Raw genomic sequence first — 17,821 nt, 5'->3', positions numbered from 1 at the left:
TGACCGCCGCGCTCGGCCTGCGGCTGCCGCTGACCAGGGAGCTGTGTCGCTCTCTTCGTCGCAGCTGAGCCGCCTTTTCGGCGTGCGCGCTGCCTCGTCGCCGCTTCTGTAGGCACGTCCCGTTCGCAGGCGGGACTTCAGCAAGGACTCTTCATATGTCGATCCCTACCCTGGAACGATCCGCTTCGCGGGTCGCCACCGGCCGCGTCCGTGTCCAGCGCCCCGTCGTCGCTCCGGAACTCCGCATCTCCGACAATCCGGCGGCGGCCGTGCTGCGCGCCGCGACCGGCGGCCCCATCTCGCGCGACAATGCCGCGCGCGCAACGGGTTCGAGCATCGCGACGGTCAACCGCCAGGTGTCGGCGCTGTTGAACGCCGGACTGCTGCGTGAGCGTCCGGACCTGACCACCTCGGGTGCGGTCGGCCGGCCACGGGTGCCGTTCGAGGTCGACCACGACACCTATCTGACCCTCGGCATCCACATCGGCGCCGCCGCGACCAAGATCGTCGCCGCCGATCTGCGCGGCCGGATACTCGGCGGTCTCGCGATCGCGACCCCGCAGACGGGCCAGGAATTCGCGACGACGACCGTCGCGCGTAGCGCGAAAGCCTTTCTGCAGCGCTGGCATCGGCGAAAACCGCTGTGGGCGGGCGTCGCGATCGGTGGCCGCGTCGACCCGCTGACCGGCGTGGTCGACCACCCCAAGCTGGAATGGAAGGGCGCCCAGGTCGGCGCGGTGCTCGGTGACGTGCTCGAGCTGCCGGTCTCGGTGGCGCCGCACGTCGAGGCGATGGCGGGCTCGGAACTGCTGTTGCCGACACCGGAACCGCGCGAGGGTCAGCAGCGCGGCAGCAGTCTGTTCTTCTACGTCCGCGAAACCGCGGGTATCGCAGTCACTCTCGACGGCCGCGTGCACACTCCGAGCAACGGCCCTGGGTCGATCGCGCACCTGCCCACCGGCTCGGACGTCGAATGCACCTGCGGACGGCGCGGCTGCTTGGAGGTCACCGTCGGCGACCGCGCGCTGCACGCGCGGGCGGTCGGGCGCGGAATCATCCCGGCGTACAACGGAACCGCGGGCTCGACCATCGCGGACCTGTACCGCGCGGCCGCGGGCGGGTCGGTCCCGGCGCGTGAATTGCTCGCCGAGCGGGCCGCCATGCTCGGCAGCACCGTCGCGCTCGTGCGGGACATGCTCAACCCGGATCGCGTCATCCTTGGCGGGCAGGCGTTCACCGGCTACCGCCCCGGCATCGCGCACGTCGCGGAGGCGTTCCGGCGGAGTTCCACCCTCCCGCCGACCGACATCCGCATCAGCGGATTCGGCGGCAAGGTCCAGGAATTCGCCGCCGTGGTCACGTCGCTCAGCACGCTCTACGCCGACCCGCTCGCCGCCATGCGCCGCAGGTTCCCCGACTGACACCGAGCCGCGATCGCCGACCGGTACCGAATGGCGTTGGCCGATCGACGCCGACACCATGTCGCCGACTGATCGCGTCGAAACGCCGAAGGCCGGGTCCTCTTCGGAGAACCCGGCCTTCGGCGTGTTTTCGTCAGTGGGCAGACGATCCGGTGAACAGTCCCTCGAGCGCCGTGATGAAGAACGGGAAGTGGGCGGCGAATCGGTGCAGGTTCTGGTCGCGTTCGAAGCTGCCGAACCAGTAGAGGCCGGGTTGGGCGTCGGCGGCCGGGTTCAGGTCGCGGAAGGCGCGAATCCAGTTGTCGGCGCGGCCGCCGACCACGGTGAACGGCAGCGCGCGGGAGAACACCGTCTCCTGGTCGGTCGGCGGAATCTGTTCGCGCCGAGTGGCGTCCAGGCCGCGCTGCAGTGCGCGCACCTGGCCTGCCAACCTGCGACCGTCCTGGGTGCGCACCGGTAGGTACTTCGGCATCAGCACGGTCGCCACGCCCGCGAGCAGGATCGCGACGCCGACCAGCGCGGAGCCCGAGGTGACGGCCAATCCCACCGTCGCGGCGATGCCCGCGACGATCAGCGCGCCGCCCACCCAGACCGGAAGCCCGATGCGGGATCGGTCGGCGAAGGCGCCGCGGCGCACCGCGTCATCGATCATGGCCTTGCGGATCGGCTCGGCCTGCACCCGTCCCGGCGCGCGCAATTCGGCGACGGTGACCGCGTCGGCGCCCTCCGGCAGCAGCGCCGCGTACACCGCCTTCTCGTAATCGCGCAGCTGGTCGTCGGCGGCGTTCACCCTGGTGATGCGCCAATCGTTCTCGCCGATCGGCGTGATCCAGATGTAGCGCCGCACCGCGAGATCCACCACGGTGGCGGCGATATCGATCGGGTCGGCGTGCTCGTCGAGCAGCACGCCCGCCTCACCGGGCAGGATGCCGTCGGGCGAGGTGAACTGCACCTGGTTGCCGTCGCGCAGCAGCGGGTCGACGGTTTCGGAACCGCTTCCCGCCGCGGCGTTCTCGCGACGGGCGCGCAGCACGAACGCGGCCAGACCGGCAAGCGCGAGCAGCAGCACGCCGAAGGCGGCCAGCACCGGACCGGTCACCGAGAACGGACCTGGCGCGCTCTTGTCCTCGATGTCGGCGTTCGCGGGGACCGTGCCGGGCGGAAGTTGCAGGGTCAGGTCGATCGCGTCGCCCTTGTGCAGGTCGGTCTGCTCGAGCCAGAGCACGCCGTCGGCCTCGATGCGCACGTCGGCGCACGGCCTTGTATTGCCGGGCGGCCCGAGTTTGCAGTCCACGATGGCCATTTCGTAGCTCGGGCTGATCACCGAGGCGCTGATGGACGCGATGTCGGCGTTCATCACGCCGAGCCAGTGGAACACCTGGGTGCCGGGTGCGTCGCTGACGGTGTTGTGGATCGAGTACTTGTAGCTGGACTCGCCGGGCTTGGCGTCGATGGTGAACTGATCGTTGGCGACCGTCGCGGTGCCCGCACCCTGCGCGTCGATATCGGTGACCACGAACCGCCGTTCCACGTCGTCCTTCAACTGAAGACGCAGGGGCAGCGACATCTTGAACGATTCGCCGGGCGGCACGGTGACCGTCTCGTCGACTTCGAGCACGCCCTCGCGGCTGAGTTTCAGATCCGCGACAATGGTCACGCCCTCGGGCGTCGGTTCGCTCTGGGCACCCGGCGCGGTCGCCACCAATCCCGCGAAGGCGAGAATCAGCGCGCCCGCGGCGGCCCCCCGAAATGTCAGCATGGGTGCCTACTCTAGACAGGTTGCTATTCTTCGTCAGCGGCTGTCGACGATCACCTAGGGCGAGGGGGTACGGGGGAGTGACCCAACCACCGTACGGATATGGACCGGTTCCACCTGGTGGATACCCCGCTCCGCCGCCCGGCTACGGGCCGCGTCCCGGTTATGGCCCGCCACCCGGATACCCGCCGCAGCCCGGCTACGCGCCGCCGCCCGGGTACGGTCAGCGCCCGGGATACGGTCCGCCGCCGGGCTATTCGGCGCCGCCCGGCTACGGCCAGCCGCCCGGGTATCGCCCGCCGATGCCGCCCCCGATGCCGTACGGCCCGCCGGGTCGGCCGCCGCAGCCGCCGCGCAAGGGCGGTGGAAGCAAGATCGTCTCGCTGCTGCTCGTCGTGGTGTTCCTGGTCGCGGGAGCGTTGGTGCGCACCGCGATTCGCAGCGACCGCAACGACCGCGCCTCGGGACCCTCGCCCAGCTTCACCTACACCCCGGACGGTTCCCAGGGCGCCGCGGAGACGGGCAACAACCCGCTGCTCACCGATCCGAACGCGACGCTGCTCCCGGCCGACTGCGATTACTCCCCGTGGAGCACGCAGGTCGAGACCGCGCGCAAGTTCTTCGAGACCGCGGCGGGCTGCCTCGAGGCGGCGTGGAAACCGGTGTTGCAGAAGGCGAATCTGCCGTTCACGCCGCCGACGCTGAACGTCAGCGCGTCCACCGCGGGCATCTCCACCCCGTGCACCGGCACCACCACCAACTTCGCCGCGTTCTACTGCCCGGCGAACAAGACCATCTACATGCCGATCAGTCAGTTGCAGACCGATCTGTTCAAGGACAACTGGGTGGTCTACCTGTCGGTGTTCGCGCACGAGTACGGCCACCACGTGCAGGCCGTGTCCGGCATCCTGCGCAAGGCCAACAGCGAGCGGGTGGACGCGGGCACGCGCAGCCAGCGCGGACTGGAGCTCTCGCGGCGAATCGAGTTGCAGGCGCAGTGCTTCAACGGCATGTACCTCGGCTCCTCCGAGGACGGCGGCGCGCTCACCACCGCGCAGATCGGAGTCGCCAAGCGCGACGCGCGCGGTCGAGGCGACGGTCCGACCGACGCGCGCGATCACGGTTCCTCGGAGAACAGCGGCGACTGGTTCGAAGAGGGTGTCGACAAGAACCGCACCAACCAGTGCAACACCTTCACCGCGCCCGCCAACCGGGTGAGCTGAGATGACAACGCCGCCATACGGTTACGGACATCAGCCACACTATCCGCCGCCGTACGGCCCACCCGGGTACGCGCCGCCGCCGGGATATCCGCCGCCGGGCTACCCGTACCTGGGGCACGCGCCGGCGCCGTATGGTCCGCCGGGCTATGCCCTTCCGCCCTACGGCTCGCCGGGTTACGGGCGTCCGTATCCGCCGCCCAGACGCGGAGGTGGTCTGGGGGCGGCACTGGGAGTGCTGGGGATCTTCCTGATGGTCGGCTCGCTGATCGCCGCGGCGATCGCGGTGGCGGCCAGTGAGAGCGAGAACGACCGCAGGACAACGGCATACACGCCGAGCTACACCTACACCCCGACGATTCCGTCGTCCTCGGCGGCGACCACCACGTCGGCGGCACGCCCGACCACAAGGGCGAGCAGTTCCGTCCGCACCACCTCGGCGACTACGACCAGACCCGCGGGGCCGCAACCGGTCGCGAAGCTCGGTGACCATCCGTTGTTCGCCCACGCGGACACGGGACTGAACAACATCCACTGCGCGTTCCCGCGCTGGGCGCCGAATGTGGCGGCGGCTCAGGCGTTCTACCAGGCGGCCTCCACCTGCCTGGGGCAGATGTGGAAAGGCCTGCTCGATTACGAGAAGCTGCCGTTCTCGCCGCCGAACATCAGCGTTCCCGCGCGCGGCGTCGACGCGGTCTCGCCGTGCACCAGCTCGGGCGGCGACTACGCGGCGTTCTACTGCTCGATGAACAACACGATCTACATGCCGCTGGACAAGATTCAGACCAACCTGTACGGGGACAACTGGATCATCTACCTGACGGTGTTCGCGCACGAGTACGGCCACCACGTCCAGGCGATCACCGGCATTTCCAAGCGATCGCACGAGGAGCGCTACAACGCGGGGCCGCGCAGCGCGCGGGGTCTGGAGTTGTCGCGTCGCCTGGAGCTGGGCGCGCAGTGCTTCGGCGGAATGTTCATCGGTTCGTCCGCCTACGTCGGCTCTGTCACCGGCAACCAGGCCGAGTACGCGGTACGGGACAACTACACGCGCGGTGACGACGCCGGTGACGCCCGCGACCACGGATCGAAACAGAACTACGGTCTCTGGTACGAGTACGGCTACCGGAACAACCGGGTCCAGAAGTGCAATTCCTGGGTGGCCTCACCCGACGCCGTGTCCTGAGCCGCGAGATGGTTCGACCGAAGGTGACATTCGGTCGGCTGGTCAGGATGTCTTGCGCCAGTGCGGGAGATTTCGGTCCAGCCAGGCGTCGGCCTCGTCGGGGGTCGGGGTGCTGCCGATCATGTTCAGCACCGTGTGTCCGAGGCAGGCCGCGGTCATGATGCGATCGGCGAATTGCTCGTGATCGCCCCACGGCAGATGGGGTTTCGCGATCAGCAGCGAGGCGACGCCGTGCGCGACGGTCCACATGTCCAGCACGATCGGCAGCGGGTCGCCCTGCGCGATCGAGCCCTCCGCCATGCAGGCGCGCACGGTCGCCGCGAAATGCTGGAACGCGCCGCTGGTGAGTACCTGGTCGACCGCGCTGCCGCTTTCGGTCGGCCCGGTCGCCACCCGGTACTGCTCCGGGTGCTCGAGCGCGAAGCGCACATAGGCGAGGCCCTGGTCGCGCAGCTGATTCATCGGCGAAACGGCGGGGTCGGTTGCCGCGCGCAGCGCCTCGGCCAAATCCTCGAAGGCCGTGGCCACCGCCGCCTCGATCAGTTCGTCCTTGTCGGCGAAGTGCCGGTAGATCGACGGCGCGCTCACCCCGACCAGCTTGCTCACCTCGCGGATCGACACCGCGTCGGCCCGGCCGGTGCGTGCGAGCAATTCCACTGTGGCGGTGAGTATCTCGGTACGCAACTGGGCGCCGGAACCGCGCGGTGATCGAGGTCGGCGGTGAAGGGTCATGAGCGTCCCGCGTGCTCCGGTTCCCGTGCGATGGTGCGGTGGTCGACGTCCTCGGTGAGGCCGATCTTGTCGTGCAGCCGGACCAGCGGTTTCGGCGCCCACCAGTTGGCCGAGCCGAGCAGGCGCATCAGCGCGGGCGCGAGCAGGGCGCGGATGATCGTCGCGTCGACGAGCACGGTGAGGGTAAGACCGAGACCCATCAGCTGCATGAACGAGACGTTCGAGGTAACCATCGCGCCCAACACGATAGCCATCAGCACCGCGGCGGCGGTGAAGATCCGGCCGGTGCGCGCGACGCCGATGGCCACCGCGCGATCGTTGTCGTGCGTGCGCAGCCACTCCTCGCGGATCCGCGAGAGCAGGAACACCTCGTAGTCCATGGACAAGCCGAAGGCCAAGCAGAACATCAGGATCGGCATGGTCGGCACCATGTAGCCAACGGCGGTGAAGCCGAGCAGGTTCGACAGGTGCCCCTCCTGGAACACCCACACCATCGCGCCGAAGGCCGCCGCGAGCGACAAGGTGTTCAGCGCCAACGCCTTGATCGGCAGCACGACGCTTCCGGTGAACAGGAACAGCACGACGAAGGTCGCAAGCACGATGAGCGCGCCCGCCAAGGGCAGCCGGTCGCCGAGCGCGGCAAGCGAATCCGCGTTGACCGCCGCGGCGCCGCCGTACAGCGCGGGCGCGGGGGCGGGCACCGCCTTGATCGCGTCCAGCTGACGTTCGCCGTCCGGGGAGAAGGGATCGACGTAGCTGACGACAGTCAGATAGGTCCCGGTGTCGTTGGCCATGCCGGGCGGCGCGACACCGACCCGCGCACCGTTCGCGAAGGTCCCCGCGCTGGACAGCACGGCGGGCACGTCAGGCAGCTCGGACAGTCGCGCGGCGTAGGCGCCCACCGCCGCCGCGTCACCGGTGTAGCCGTCCAGCACGATCGTGGTGCTCGCGCCGGGGTCGGCCTGCGGGAAGTGCGCGCGCAGTTCGTCGCCGACCTGCCTGCTGGTCGACGACGTGGGCAGCACCCGGTCGTCGGGGTAGCCGAACTTCACCGAGAGGAACGGCGCGCCGAGGAAGAGCAGCAGCGCGATGATCACCACGGCCACCGGCATCGCGTACCGCATCACCACCGTGACCAGCCGGTACCAGCCCGACTGCTCCGGCGGCACCGGGCCGGCGGGTGCTGGTCGGCGGAACAGCCGCCGCAGCGGGACGCGCAGGTCGAGCGCGTTGACCCGGTAGCCGAGCAGCACAAGCGCGGCGGGCAGGATCACGATCGCCGCCGCGGCGGCGGCGACGACCACCGCGACGCCCGCGTAGGCGAAGGACTTCAGGAAGTACAGATTGAACACGCTCAGCGCGGCCAGCGACAGCGCGACGGTGAGCGCGGAGAACAGCACCGTGCGCCCCGCGGTCTGCACTGCGCGGATGGTCGCCGCCGTCGGGTCGAGGCCGTTGCCGAGTTCCTCGCGGTACCGGCTCACGATGAACAGGCTGTAGTCGATCGCCAGCGCGAGCCCGAGCGCGGTCGTCATGTTCAGCGCGTAGATGGACACGTCGGTGACCAGGGTGAACAGCCGCAGGATGGCGAGGGTGGCGGCGATCGCGAACAGGCCGACGGCCAGCGGAAGGGACGCCGCGACCAGGCTGCCGAACACCAGAACGAGCACGATCATCGACAGCGGTATCGCGATGCCCTCGGCGACGGCCAGGTCGCGGGTCGTCTGCTCGTTGACGTCGTGATAGATCGCGGCGATGCCGCCCTGGCGGACGGTGATGCCGTCGGTGGTGCCGGTCAGCTGTTCGGTGAGCTCGCCCGCGGTCTTCTGGACGGCGGTCTCGTCACCGGTGAGGAACGCGGCGATCAGTGCGCTCGATCCGTTGTCGGTGCTGCGCAGCGCGGTCGAGAAGGGCGGCGGCGTCGTCCAGTAGGACTGGACGGTCCGCACCTCATCGTGTGCGCGCAGTGCGTCGACCAGCCGGAGGCCCGCTGCCCGCGCTGCCGGGCTGTCGACGCCGTCCTCGGCGCTCACCAGCAGCACGAAGTTGGGGGAGGCGCCGCCGAAGTTGTCCTCGAGCATTCTGGTGACCTGCGAGGATTCGGCGTCGTCCGAGGTGAATCCGCCGGACTTCAGGTGCGCGGCGGCGGTGGCTCCGAAGAGACCGCAGCCGATCACCAGTGCCAGCGCGGTGATCAGGATGGCGCGCGGGTATCGCGTGGTCAGTACTGCGATCCGATAGAGCATCGCGGCTCCCCTCCGTGAGTTAACGGGGTTAGCGTAACGCCGTTAACCAACGGATGTCGAGGGTGGAGCCGCGGGTGGCAGCGCTGGGGATCGACGCTCAGCCACGGTTCTTGCGGGTCAGCGCGCGCCTGCCGCGGCGGCCGGGGATCGGCAGATCGTCCTCGACGGCGACCCATTCCGCGGTGGTGAGCCACAGTTCCTGCGCCCGCGCGTCGGCGGTGTCGTGGAAGACGCGCCGCCCGCGATCGTCGCGCAGGTCGCGGGCGAGGCTGGACCAGCGCGGCGGGCGGCCGTGCTCGTCGAGGTGCTCGGCGAGATAGCCGGTGACCAGCGTCCCGATCGTGTTGACCGGCCGCAGCGAGACCCGGTTGCCGTACTTGGCCGCGTGGAAACGCCTTGCCGCGCAGAGGGATTGCGGATTCGCGTTGGACGCGATCCAGCCGGCGCGCTGGGCCCGTTCGATCAGCCACAGATGTTTGACCGCGTTGGGCGCGATCACCCCGATGCGCTCCTTGATCAGCGTCGTCACCGGCTCCGAGGAGAGGATGTCGCGGCGGGTGGGGCCAGTGCCGTGCGTCATCCAGTGCTCGTGCGCGAGACGGGCGAGCACGCGGCCGAAGTCGTCGATGCTGCGTTGGGCACGTCGGCCGAGGCGCTCGATGCGCTCGGCCTCGCGGCGCATCTCGTTCTGCGCGGTGAGGGTGCGGATCGCGGCCATGGTCGGCACCTGACCGCGTTCGAGTAGTTCCAGGATGGCCGAGGCGGTGGACGGGTCGGCGGCGGCCGCCACCGGCAGCGAATCGCGCTTGAGCGCGAAATCCTGGGGGCTGATCGCGCGGCTGAGCAGTCCGACGGCGGCACGATCGTCCGCGAAGTCGGTATTCGAGAGCCAGGCGGCGGCGATGTCGTCACACGACGGCACGGGAACGTTCCTCCGATATACGCGGTGGGAGTTCGGCGATGTCGCCCTGGGGCCGGAAGATTGCCCAGGTTGTGCCCCGGTCGGGATGAGGGACCGGCCGGGGTCACCAACCTGATGAAGGTTTGGCTACCGAAGTTGCCAATAGCCACCGTAGCCAGGGGCGCCGGTAACTGTCACCCGGGTTGACTTATTCGTTATCTCGGTAAAAATCGGATAAACCGGGGCGTGAGTACGCATCTCCGCTGGCTGGAAAGTTAAACGGACGGTTACGCCGCCGTGCGGATGGTCCATGATTTCAAGATTGCTGTCGAGTTGCCATTTCGTGAGAGGAACGAAGTGGCGGAAGAAGTCTCCGAGAATTATGTGATCTATATCACAAATTCGACCAGTTTCGCGATGCTGCGCTCGAGGCGCGAAGGTCCGCGGCGGGCTGTAGGTCGTGAGCCCCCGGTCGCCGCCCGCTTTGTCGGTGGTCGCCGGTAACCTCTGGCCGTGGCTCTGTACCGGAAGTACCGACCGGCAACGTTCGCTGAGGTGGTGGGTCAGGAGCACGTCACCGACCCGCTGAGCACCGCGCTCGACACCGGACGGATCAGTCATGCCTATCTGTTCTCCGGACCACGGGGCTGTGGCAAGACCTCCTCGGCTCGCATCCTCGCGCGGTCGCTGAACTGCGTGCAGGGCCCGACCTCGCGACCGTGCGGCGTCTGCCCGTCCTGCGTCGCGCTCGGTCCGGGCGGACCGGGCAATCTCGACGTCATCGAACTCGACGCCGCGAGCCACGGCGGTGTCGATGACACCCGCGAGCTGCGCGACCGCGCCTTCTACGCGCCGGCCGAATCCCGGTACCGCGTCTTCATCGTCGACGAGGCGCACATGGTCACCACCGCGGGCTTCAACGCGCTGCTCAAGATCGTCGAGGAGCCGCCGGCCCACCTGATCTTCATCTTCGCCACCACCGAGCCCGACAAGGTGCTGCCGACCATCCGCTCGCGCACCCACCACTACCCGTTCCGGCTGCTGCCGCCCGCGACGATGCGCGGGCTGCTCGGCAAGATCTGCGAACAGGAAGACGTTCCGGTCGAGGAAGCGGTGTACCCGTTGGTGATTCGCGCGGGTGGCGGCTCGCCGCGCGACAGCCTCAGCGTGCTCGACCAGCTGCTCGCGGGCGCCGGGCCGGAGGGCGTCACCTACAACCGCGCGGTCGCGCTGCTCGGCGTCACCGACGTCGCGCTCATCGACGACGCGGTGGAGGCGCTGGCCGCGGGCGACGGCGCCGCGCTGTTCGGCACCGTGGACAGCGTCATGGAGGCCGGGCACGATCCGCGCCGTTTCGCCGTCGACCTGCTCGAGCGCTTCCGCGACCTGATCCTGTTGCGCGCGGTGCCCGACGCCGCCGACCGCGGCCTGGTCTCCGGCCCCGGCGACGTCCTCGACCGCATGCGCGAGCAGGCCCAGCGCATCGGCCCAGGCACCCTCACCCGCTACGCCGAACTGCTGCACGAGGGCCTCGGCGAGATGCGCGGTGCGACCGCGCCGCGCCTGCTGCTCGAGGTCGTCTGCGCACGCATGCTGCTGCCCTCGGTCTCCGACACCGAATCCGCCACCCTCCAGCGCCTCGAACGACTCGAGCGTGGTTTCGCGGGCGGAGCCGTCGCCCCTCTCCCGCCCACCGCCTCCGCCGCCGACGCGCCCCCCAGCGCCGCGCCCGCTCCGGCCCGCTCACCGGGTGAGCCCTCGCGCCGCCGTGGTGCGGAGGCGCTCGCCGCGCTGCGCGAGAGCAAGACGCGTGGCGCGAACTCCGGACCGGACGAAAGCGGCACGGGTGCCTCCGGTGGAGCGGTCGGTCAGGGCAGCCCGGCACCGGACGCCGATGCGCGGGAAGACGTCTCCGTTCACCGGCCCGAGCGGGCTGACGCCGCCGTCGTGGGTGCGCCCATCGCGCAGCAGGACGCTGTCAGGGCGAACGCGGGCGATACCGGTGTCGAAGCGGGGCAGTCGCCTCCCCGGGCTGCCGACGAGGGCTACGCGAAGGCCCCAACCGGGCAGCCCGCGCCCGGAGACGGACCCGCCGGGGGGCGAAACATGGCGGCGGTTCACTCCGCGCCAAGCGCCGTCCAGGCCGATGCCGGTATCCAGGGCAACGCGGACGCGCCCGCCGGGCGTTCCGCGGCCTCGCAGGACGGACCCGCCGAAGGCCGCGGCACGGCAGCGGGGGTGCCGGTCGAATCAGCGCCGAGCCGCGACGCGGCTGGGGCACGTTTGGCCGAGCGGTCCGCGACTACGCCCGGTTCCGCCGAACGTACGGGATATGAAGCGGCGCAAGAGGTTTCCGATGCAGCGGCCGCTTCCGGTCAAGTGCCCGGGGGCTCGGCGGCGGCTCGCGGGGGTGACGACGTGCCGGGCGCGCGGGCTGCCGCGGGCGCCGAATCGATGGCCGCGGCGGCGGGTCGCGTGGGTGACGATGTGGCGGGCGCGCGGGCTGCTGCGAGCGCCGAATCGGTGGCCGCGGCGGGGCGCGTGGGTGACGATGTGGCGGGTGCGCGCGCTGCTGCGGGCGCCGAATCGGTGGCCGCGGCATTGCCGGACGAGCCCACTGGCGCGATGGGCGGGTCCGCTGGCGCGATGGACGAGCCCTCCGGCGCGCAGGGCGACGAACTGCTGCGGGCCGTGGAAGGGGCGTGGACGGAGATCCGGGCCAAGGTTCGGGAGTTCGGGCCGACGGTGCAGGCGTTGCTGTCCGGTGCCTCGGTGGCGCGGGTCGACGGCGCGGTCATCGTGTTCGCCCATCAGCACGCGCCGCTGGCGCAGCGCCTGTCCGATCCGCGCAATGTCGAGGCCGTGCGGTCGGCGGTGCGCGCCGTGCTCGGCAGCGACCACGAGATCCGGTGGGAGGCGGGCGGCGCGGTGCCGCGTCCAGCGGCGCAGCAGGCGAACCGCGGGCGCGGAGCGGGGGCGGGTGCGGCCGGGCGCGGTTCGGGCGCGCAGGGCGGACGCGGCGATGGTGGTCCGCCGAAGTTCTCCCGACCCAGTCAGACCAGGGCGAACGCCGCGGGTGACGCGCCCGCGCGGCAGCAGCGGCCCGCCGCGCCCCCTCGGTCCGGCGAGGACGACATCCCGCCGCCCGACTACCCCGATCTACCGGACGATCCCGGTCCCGGCGACTACCCGCCGCCGGATCCGGTCGGGTACGAAACGACCTCCGGCGGCGCTGGATCCGGCTCGGGTGGGGTGCCAGGCCCGTCGACTCCGGAAGAGGAGCAGGAAATGCTGGCCGAAGCCGCCAAGCCGGTGGCTCCTGAGGCTCGCCACGACCCCGACGAGGTCGCCCTGGAATTGCTCAGGAGTGAGCTGGGTGCCACACGGCTGGATGGTTGACAACCACCGCCTCGAGGACGTTAAGTTAACCGGAGTTCGCACACGACGGTAGTATGAACGGGTGGCCGTGAGCTCCGGTGTGGCGGCGTTCTATGGTATGCCCAGGCGTACGGGCGTGTCCGGAACGTGCGTCCGCAGGTGCTTGCCAAGTTTTGTACAGCGTTATGCGGTGCGGGCGACGGGCCCGGAGACGGAACCTCGCGTCACCACGCTGGGCCTCGGGAGCACGGCAAACTGAATACGGACGGTCGGTCTCATGGCCGGTCGGCGAGGTTACCCGCGGCCGTGCCGCACAACGCGGTGCAGGCGCACCCCAAGGAAGGAAACACTCCGATATGACCACAGAGGCCTACATTTACGAGGCCATCCGCACTCCGCGCGGCCGCGGCAAGAAGAACGGTTCGCTGCACTCGGTCAAGCCGATCGACCTGACTGTTGGTCTGATCCAGGAGCTGCGCAACCGCTTCCCGAACCTCGACGAGGACCGGATCTCCGACGTCGTCCTTGGTGTCGTCAGCCCGGTAGGCGACCAGGGCATGGACATCGCGCGCACCGCGGTGACCGTGGCCGGCCTGCCCGACACCGTCGGCGGCGTCCAGCTGAACCGTTTCTGCGCCTCCGGTCTCGAGGCCGTCAACATCGCCGCCCAGAAGGTGCGCTCCGGCTTCGACGACCTGGTCATCGCCGGTGGCGTCGAGTCGATGTCGCGCGTCGCCATGGGCTCCGACGGTGGTGCGTGGGCCCTCGACCCGGCCACCAACTACGACTCCTACTTCGTTCCGCAGGGTGTCTCCGCCGACCTGATCGCCACCATCGAGGGCTTCAGCCGCGACGACGTCGACGCCTACGCCGTTCGCTCGCAGGACCTGGCCGCCAAGGCCACCACCGGCGGCTACTTCGCCAAGTCCATCGTTCCGGTCAAGGACCAGAACGGCCTTGTCGTGCTGGACCGCGACGAGCACATGCGCCCCGGCACCACCGCCCAGGACCTCGCCAAGCTGCAGCCTTCCTTCGCCATGATCGGCGAGATGGGCGGCTTCGACGCGGTGGCGCTGCAGAAGTTCCACTTCGTGGAGAAGATCAACCACGTGCACCACGGCGGCAACAGCTCGGGCATCGTCGACGGCGCCGCGCTGGTGCTGATCGGCTCCGAGGAGGCCGGCAAGGCTTCGGGCCTGACCCCGCGTGCGCGCGTCGTCGCGACCGCCACCAGTGGCGCCGACTCCACCATCATGCTGACCGGTCCCACCCCGGCCGCCAAGAAGGCGCTGGCCAAGGCGGGTCTGACCCTCGACGACATGGACCTGGTCGAGATCAACGAGGCGTTCGCCTCCGTGGTGCTGAAGTTCCAGAAGGACCTGAACATCCCGGACGAGAAGCTGAACGTCAACGGCGGCGCCATCGCGATGGGCCACCCGCTTGGCGCCACCGGCGCGATGATCACCGGCACCATGGTCGACGAGCTGGAGCGCCGCAACGGCCGCTACGCGCTGATCACCCTGTGCATCGGCGGCGGCATGGGCGTCGCGACCATCATCGAGCGGGTCTGATCCCCAACCGACAGCTGAGAATTCAAGGAGACACAGAGCTGTGAGCGAAACCAACATGATCGGTTGGGAGCAGGATTCGGACGGCATCGTCGTACTGACGATGGACGACCCGAACCAGGGCGCCAACACGATGAACGAGCTGTACAAGACGTCGATGACCGCGACCGTCGACCGGCTCGAGGCCGAGAAGGACAGCATCACCGGTGTGGTGCTGACCTCCGCGAAGAAGACCTTCTTCGCAGGCGGCGACCTGAAGAACATGATGAAGGTCGGCCCGGAAGACGGCCAGGCCCTCATGGACGAGCTGGGCACCATCAAGAGCGCCCTGCGTCGCCTGGAGCAGCTGGGCAAGCCGGTCGTCGCCGCCATCAACGGCGCCGCGCTCGGCGGTGGCCTGGAGATCGCGCTGGCGTGTCACTACCGCATCGCCGCCGACGTCCCCGGCTCGCAGATCGGTCTGCCGGAGGCCACCCTCGGCCTGCTGCCCGCGGGCGGCGGCATCATCCGCACCGTGCGCATGCTCGGCCTGCAGAACGCATTGATGCAGGTGCTGCTGCAGGGCCAGCGCAACAAGCCGGCAAAGGCCAAGGAGATCGGCCTGGTCAACGAGCTGGTCGGTTCCGTCGAGGAGCTCGTTCCCGCTGCCAAGGCGTGGATCAAGGCCAACCCCGAGGGCGGCGTGCAGCCGTGGGACAAGAAGGGCTTCAAGATCCCGGGCGGCACTCCGTCGACCCCGGCCTTCGCCGCCAACCTCCCGGCCTTCCCCGCCAACCTGCGCAAGCAGATCAAGGGCGCGAACATGCCCGCGCCGCGCGCCATCATGGCCGCCGCGGTCGAGGGCGCGCAGGTCGACATCGACAACGCCTCGCTCATCGAGTCGCGTTACTTCGTGCACCTGCTGACCGGCCCGGTCGCGAAGAACATGATCCAGGCGTTCTTCTTCGATCTGCAGTCGATCAACAACGGCGGCTCGCGTCCGAAGGACGTGCCGAAGAAGGAGATCAAGAAGATCGGCGTGCTCGGCGCCGGCATGATGGGCGCGGGCATCGCGTACGTCTCCGCCAAGGCCGGCTACGAGGTCGTGCTGAAGGACGTCACCATCGAGGCGGCCGAGCGCGGCAAGAACTACTCCGAGAAGATCGAGGCCAAGGCCCTCTCCCGTGGCAAGACCACCGAGGAGAAGTCCAAGGCGCTGCTGGATCGGATCAAGCCGTCCGCCGACGCGGCCGACTTCGCGGGCGTCGACTTCGTGATCGAGGCCGTCTTCGAGAACACCGAGCTCAAGCACAAGGTGTTCCAGGAGATCGAGGACATCGTCACCCCCGACGCGCTGCTCGGCTCGAACACCTCCACCCTGCCGATCACCGGTCTCGCCACCGGCGTGAAGCGCCAGGAGGACTTCATCGGCATCCACTTCTTCTCGCCGGTCGACAAGATGCCGCTGGTGGAGATCATCAAGGGTGAGAAGACCTCGGACGAGGCGCTGGCCCGGGTGTTCGACTACACCCTCGCGATCAAGAAGACCCCGATCGTCGTCAACGACAGCCGCGGCTTCTTCACCTCGCGCGTGATCGGCACCTTCGTCAACGAGGCGATCGCCATGCTCGGCGAGGGCATCGAGCCCGCGACCATCGAGCAGGCGGGCGCGCAGGCGGGCTACCCGGCCGCGCCGCTGCAGCTGTCGGACGAGCTGAACATGAAGCTCATGCTGAAGATCGCCAAGGAGACCGAAGAGGCCATCGCCCGCGGTGACGCCACCATGGGCAAGAAGCGGCACCCGGCCATCGACGTCATCGAGTACATGGTGAACGAGGGTCGTCCGGGTCGCCTGGAGAAGGCCGGCTTCTACGAGTACGACGAGAACGGCAAGCGGACCGGCCTGTGGCCGGGCCTGCGCGAGCACTTCAAGTCGGTCACCGACTTCAACGTGCCGATCCAGGACCTGATCGACCGCATGCTGTTCATCGAGGCGATCGAGACCCAGAAGTGCTTCGACGAGGGTGTGCTCGAGACCACCGCCGACGCCAACATCGGCTCGATCTTCGGCATCGGCTACCCGGCCTGGACCGGTGGTGTGCACCAGTTCATCGTCGGTTACCCGGGCGGCCAGGAGGCCTTCGTGGCTCGCGCCGACGAGCTGAAGGCCAAGTACGGCGACCGCTTCGAGGTTCCCGCCTCGCTGCGCAAGTAATCGCGCCGCGTAGGTAGTTACGCAACGGCGAAGCCCGCCACCGCTTTTCGCGGTGGCGGGCTTTCGCCGTCTCCGGGCCGGATTTCCGATGGAGTTCACCGCGCGGTCCGCGAGTGCCGATACCGTGTGGCTCGTGCGCAGCAAGATCGGACTCCTTCTCGCCGTCGCGGCCTCGGTCGTCACGATGCCCGCCGCGCAGGCGGAACCGAATGTGCGGCTGTTGGGTCAGCAGATCCTGCCGCACGGCATGGACTTTCACGGAACCACCGTCGGCGGGCTTTCCGGCATCGACTATCGGCCCGCCACCGACGAGTACGTGCTGATCAGCGACGACCGCTCGGAACGCGCACCCGCCCGCGGCTATACGGCCCGCTTCACCGTCGACGACCAAGGCGTCGGCCCGGTGACATTCACAGGGACTCGGCCGCTGCGCACCGCAGACGGCGGCTTGTACCCACCGAAATCCGTTGACCCCGAGGAGATTCGGGTCGATCCGTGGACCGGTGACTACTTCTGGACCCAGGAGGGCGAGCGCGCGGGCGACGTGCTCATCGATCCGGCCGTGCGCGTCGCGCGGCCGGACGGGACGTTCGTTGCCGAACTGCCGATCCCGGACAACGAGCGGATGCGGCCGGATTCCGGGCCGCGCCGCAACGCGGTGCTGGAGGCCGCCACCTTCGCCGCGGGCGGCGCGCTGTTCGTCACGGCGATCGAGGGGCCGCTGCTCCAAGACGGACCCGAGGCGACCGTGAGCTCGGGCGCGATCTCGCGCATCACCGTGCGGGCGCGGTCCGGACCGCTGCTCGCGCAGTACGCGTACCCGATGGAGCCGGTGTTCGCCGAGTCGCGGCCCGAACCGGGGCGCGGCGGCAACGGCGTCGCCTCGATCCTGGCCGCCGACCCGCTCGACCCGACGAAGTTCCTGGTGCTCGAGCGCGCGTTCGTGGACGGCGTCGGCAACAGAATCCGCGTCTACGAGGCCGACATCGCGGGCGCGACCAACGTGCTCGACGCGCCGCTCGGCAACGCGCGTCCGGTCGCCAAGCGGCTGCTCGTCGACCTGGACGACGTCGGCCTTTCGCACATCGACAACATCGAGGGCATGACATGGGGACCGCGGCTGCCGTCCGGCGAGCGGACGCTGGTGCTGGTCAGCGACGACAACTTCGCCGAGAACCAGATCACCCAGATCGTCGCGCTCGCGGTGCGCTGAGCACCG

11 protein-coding genes are annotated in these 17,821 nt (G+C 69.4%); 7 read left to right on the top strand and 4 right to left on the bottom strand.

All coding sequences use genetic code 11. The features are described 5' to 3' along the window. Nucleotides 1–155: 155 nt before the first annotated feature. Nucleotides 156–1,421, top strand: coding sequence for an ROK family protein (locus CRP45_RS18565; protein WP_097246168.1), 1,266 nt, complete (start codon nt 156–158; stop codon nt 1,419–1,421). Between the two features lie 133 nt (nt 1,422–1,554). Here CRP45_RS18565 and CRP45_RS18560 read toward each other — a convergent pair whose 3' ends face one another. Continuing rightward, nucleotides 1,555–3,180, bottom strand: a complete 1,626-nt coding sequence (locus CRP45_RS18560; protein WP_097246167.1) for a DUF2207 family protein — start codon at nt 3,178–3,180, stop codon at nt 1,555–1,557. Nucleotides 3,181–3,479: 299 nt separating this feature from the next. On the opposite strand from CRP45_RS18560, the gene CRP45_RS18555 reads away from it, so the two are divergent. Both CRP45_RS18555 and CRP45_RS18550 read left to right on the top strand, forming a co-directional pair. Further along, nucleotides 3,480–4,400, top strand: a complete 921-nt coding sequence (locus CRP45_RS18555; RefSeq protein WP_097246166.1) for a neutral zinc metallopeptidase — start codon at nt 3,480–3,482, stop codon at nt 4,398–4,400. Between the two features lies 1 nt (nt 4,401). After that, the gene (locus CRP45_RS18550; protein WP_245910223.1) at nt 4,402–5,583 is read left to right on the top strand and encodes a neutral zinc metallopeptidase; all 1,182 of its coding nucleotides are present in this window, start codon (nt 4,402–4,404) and stop codon (nt 5,581–5,583) included. 42 nt (nt 5,584–5,625) lie between these two features. On the opposite strand, the gene CRP45_RS18545 is transcribed toward CRP45_RS18550, so the two are convergent. The 3 genes from CRP45_RS18545 to CRP45_RS18535 all read right to left on the bottom strand — a co-directional run bounded on the left by CRP45_RS18545 (nt 5,626) and on the right by CRP45_RS18535 (nt 9,483). After that, nucleotides 5,626–6,267 carry a TetR/AcrR family transcriptional regulator gene (locus tag CRP45_RS18545; RefSeq protein ID WP_308209519.1) on the bottom strand — a complete coding sequence of 214 codons (642 nt, stop codon included), beginning with the start codon at nt 6,265–6,267 and terminating at the stop codon, nt 5,626–5,628. 44 nt (nt 6,268–6,311) lie between these two features. After that, complete coding sequence (locus CRP45_RS18540) at nt 6,312–8,561, bottom strand: MMPL family transporter (RefSeq protein ID WP_097246164.1); 2,250 nt, start codon at nt 8,559–8,561, stop codon at nt 6,312–6,314. A 97-nt stretch (nt 8,562–8,658) separates the two neighbouring features. Further along, nucleotides 8,659–9,483 carry a hypothetical protein gene (locus CRP45_RS18535; RefSeq protein ID WP_097246163.1) on the bottom strand — a complete coding sequence of 275 codons (825 nt, stop codon included), beginning with the start codon at nt 9,481–9,483 and terminating at the stop codon, nt 8,659–8,661. 492 nt (nt 9,484–9,975) lie between these two features. Here CRP45_RS18535 and CRP45_RS18530 point away from each other — a divergent pair, with 492 nt between their 5' ends. The 4 genes from CRP45_RS18530 (at nt 9,976) to CRP45_RS18515 (ending at nt 17,815) form a co-directional block, all read left to right on the top strand. Continuing rightward, nucleotides 9,976–12,861, top strand: coding sequence for a DNA polymerase III subunit gamma and tau (locus CRP45_RS18530; protein ID WP_101750193.1), 2,886 nt, complete (start codon nt 9,976–9,978; stop codon nt 12,859–12,861). Between the two features lie 335 nt (nt 12,862–13,196). Next, on the top strand, nt 13,197–14,411 hold the full coding sequence (locus CRP45_RS18525; RefSeq protein ID WP_067789813.1) for an acetyl-CoA C-acetyltransferase: 1,215 nt from the start codon (nt 13,197–13,199) through the stop codon (nt 14,409–14,411). A 40-nt stretch (nt 14,412–14,451) separates the two neighbouring features. Beyond that, complete coding sequence (locus tag CRP45_RS18520) at nt 14,452–16,602, top strand: 3-hydroxyacyl-CoA dehydrogenase NAD-binding domain-containing protein (RefSeq protein ID WP_097246162.1); 2,151 nt, start codon at nt 14,452–14,454, stop codon at nt 16,600–16,602. Between the two features lie 133 nt (nt 16,603–16,735). Beyond that, nucleotides 16,736–17,815 carry an esterase-like activity of phytase family protein gene (locus CRP45_RS18515; RefSeq protein ID WP_218841168.1) on the top strand — a complete coding sequence of 360 codons (1,080 nt, stop codon included), beginning with the start codon at nt 16,736–16,738 and terminating at the stop codon, nt 17,813–17,815. Nucleotides 17,816–17,821 lie beyond the last annotated feature (6 nt).

It is taken from the genome of Nocardia amikacinitolerans, assembly GCF_900215415.1.
In the GTDB taxonomy this organism is placed as follows: Bacteria; Actinomycetota; Actinomycetes; order Mycobacteriales; family Mycobacteriaceae; genus Nocardia; species Nocardia amikacinitolerans.
The sequence above is the reverse complement of the archived record's forward strand: the minus strand, read 5'-3'. Positions and strand labels throughout refer to the sequence as shown.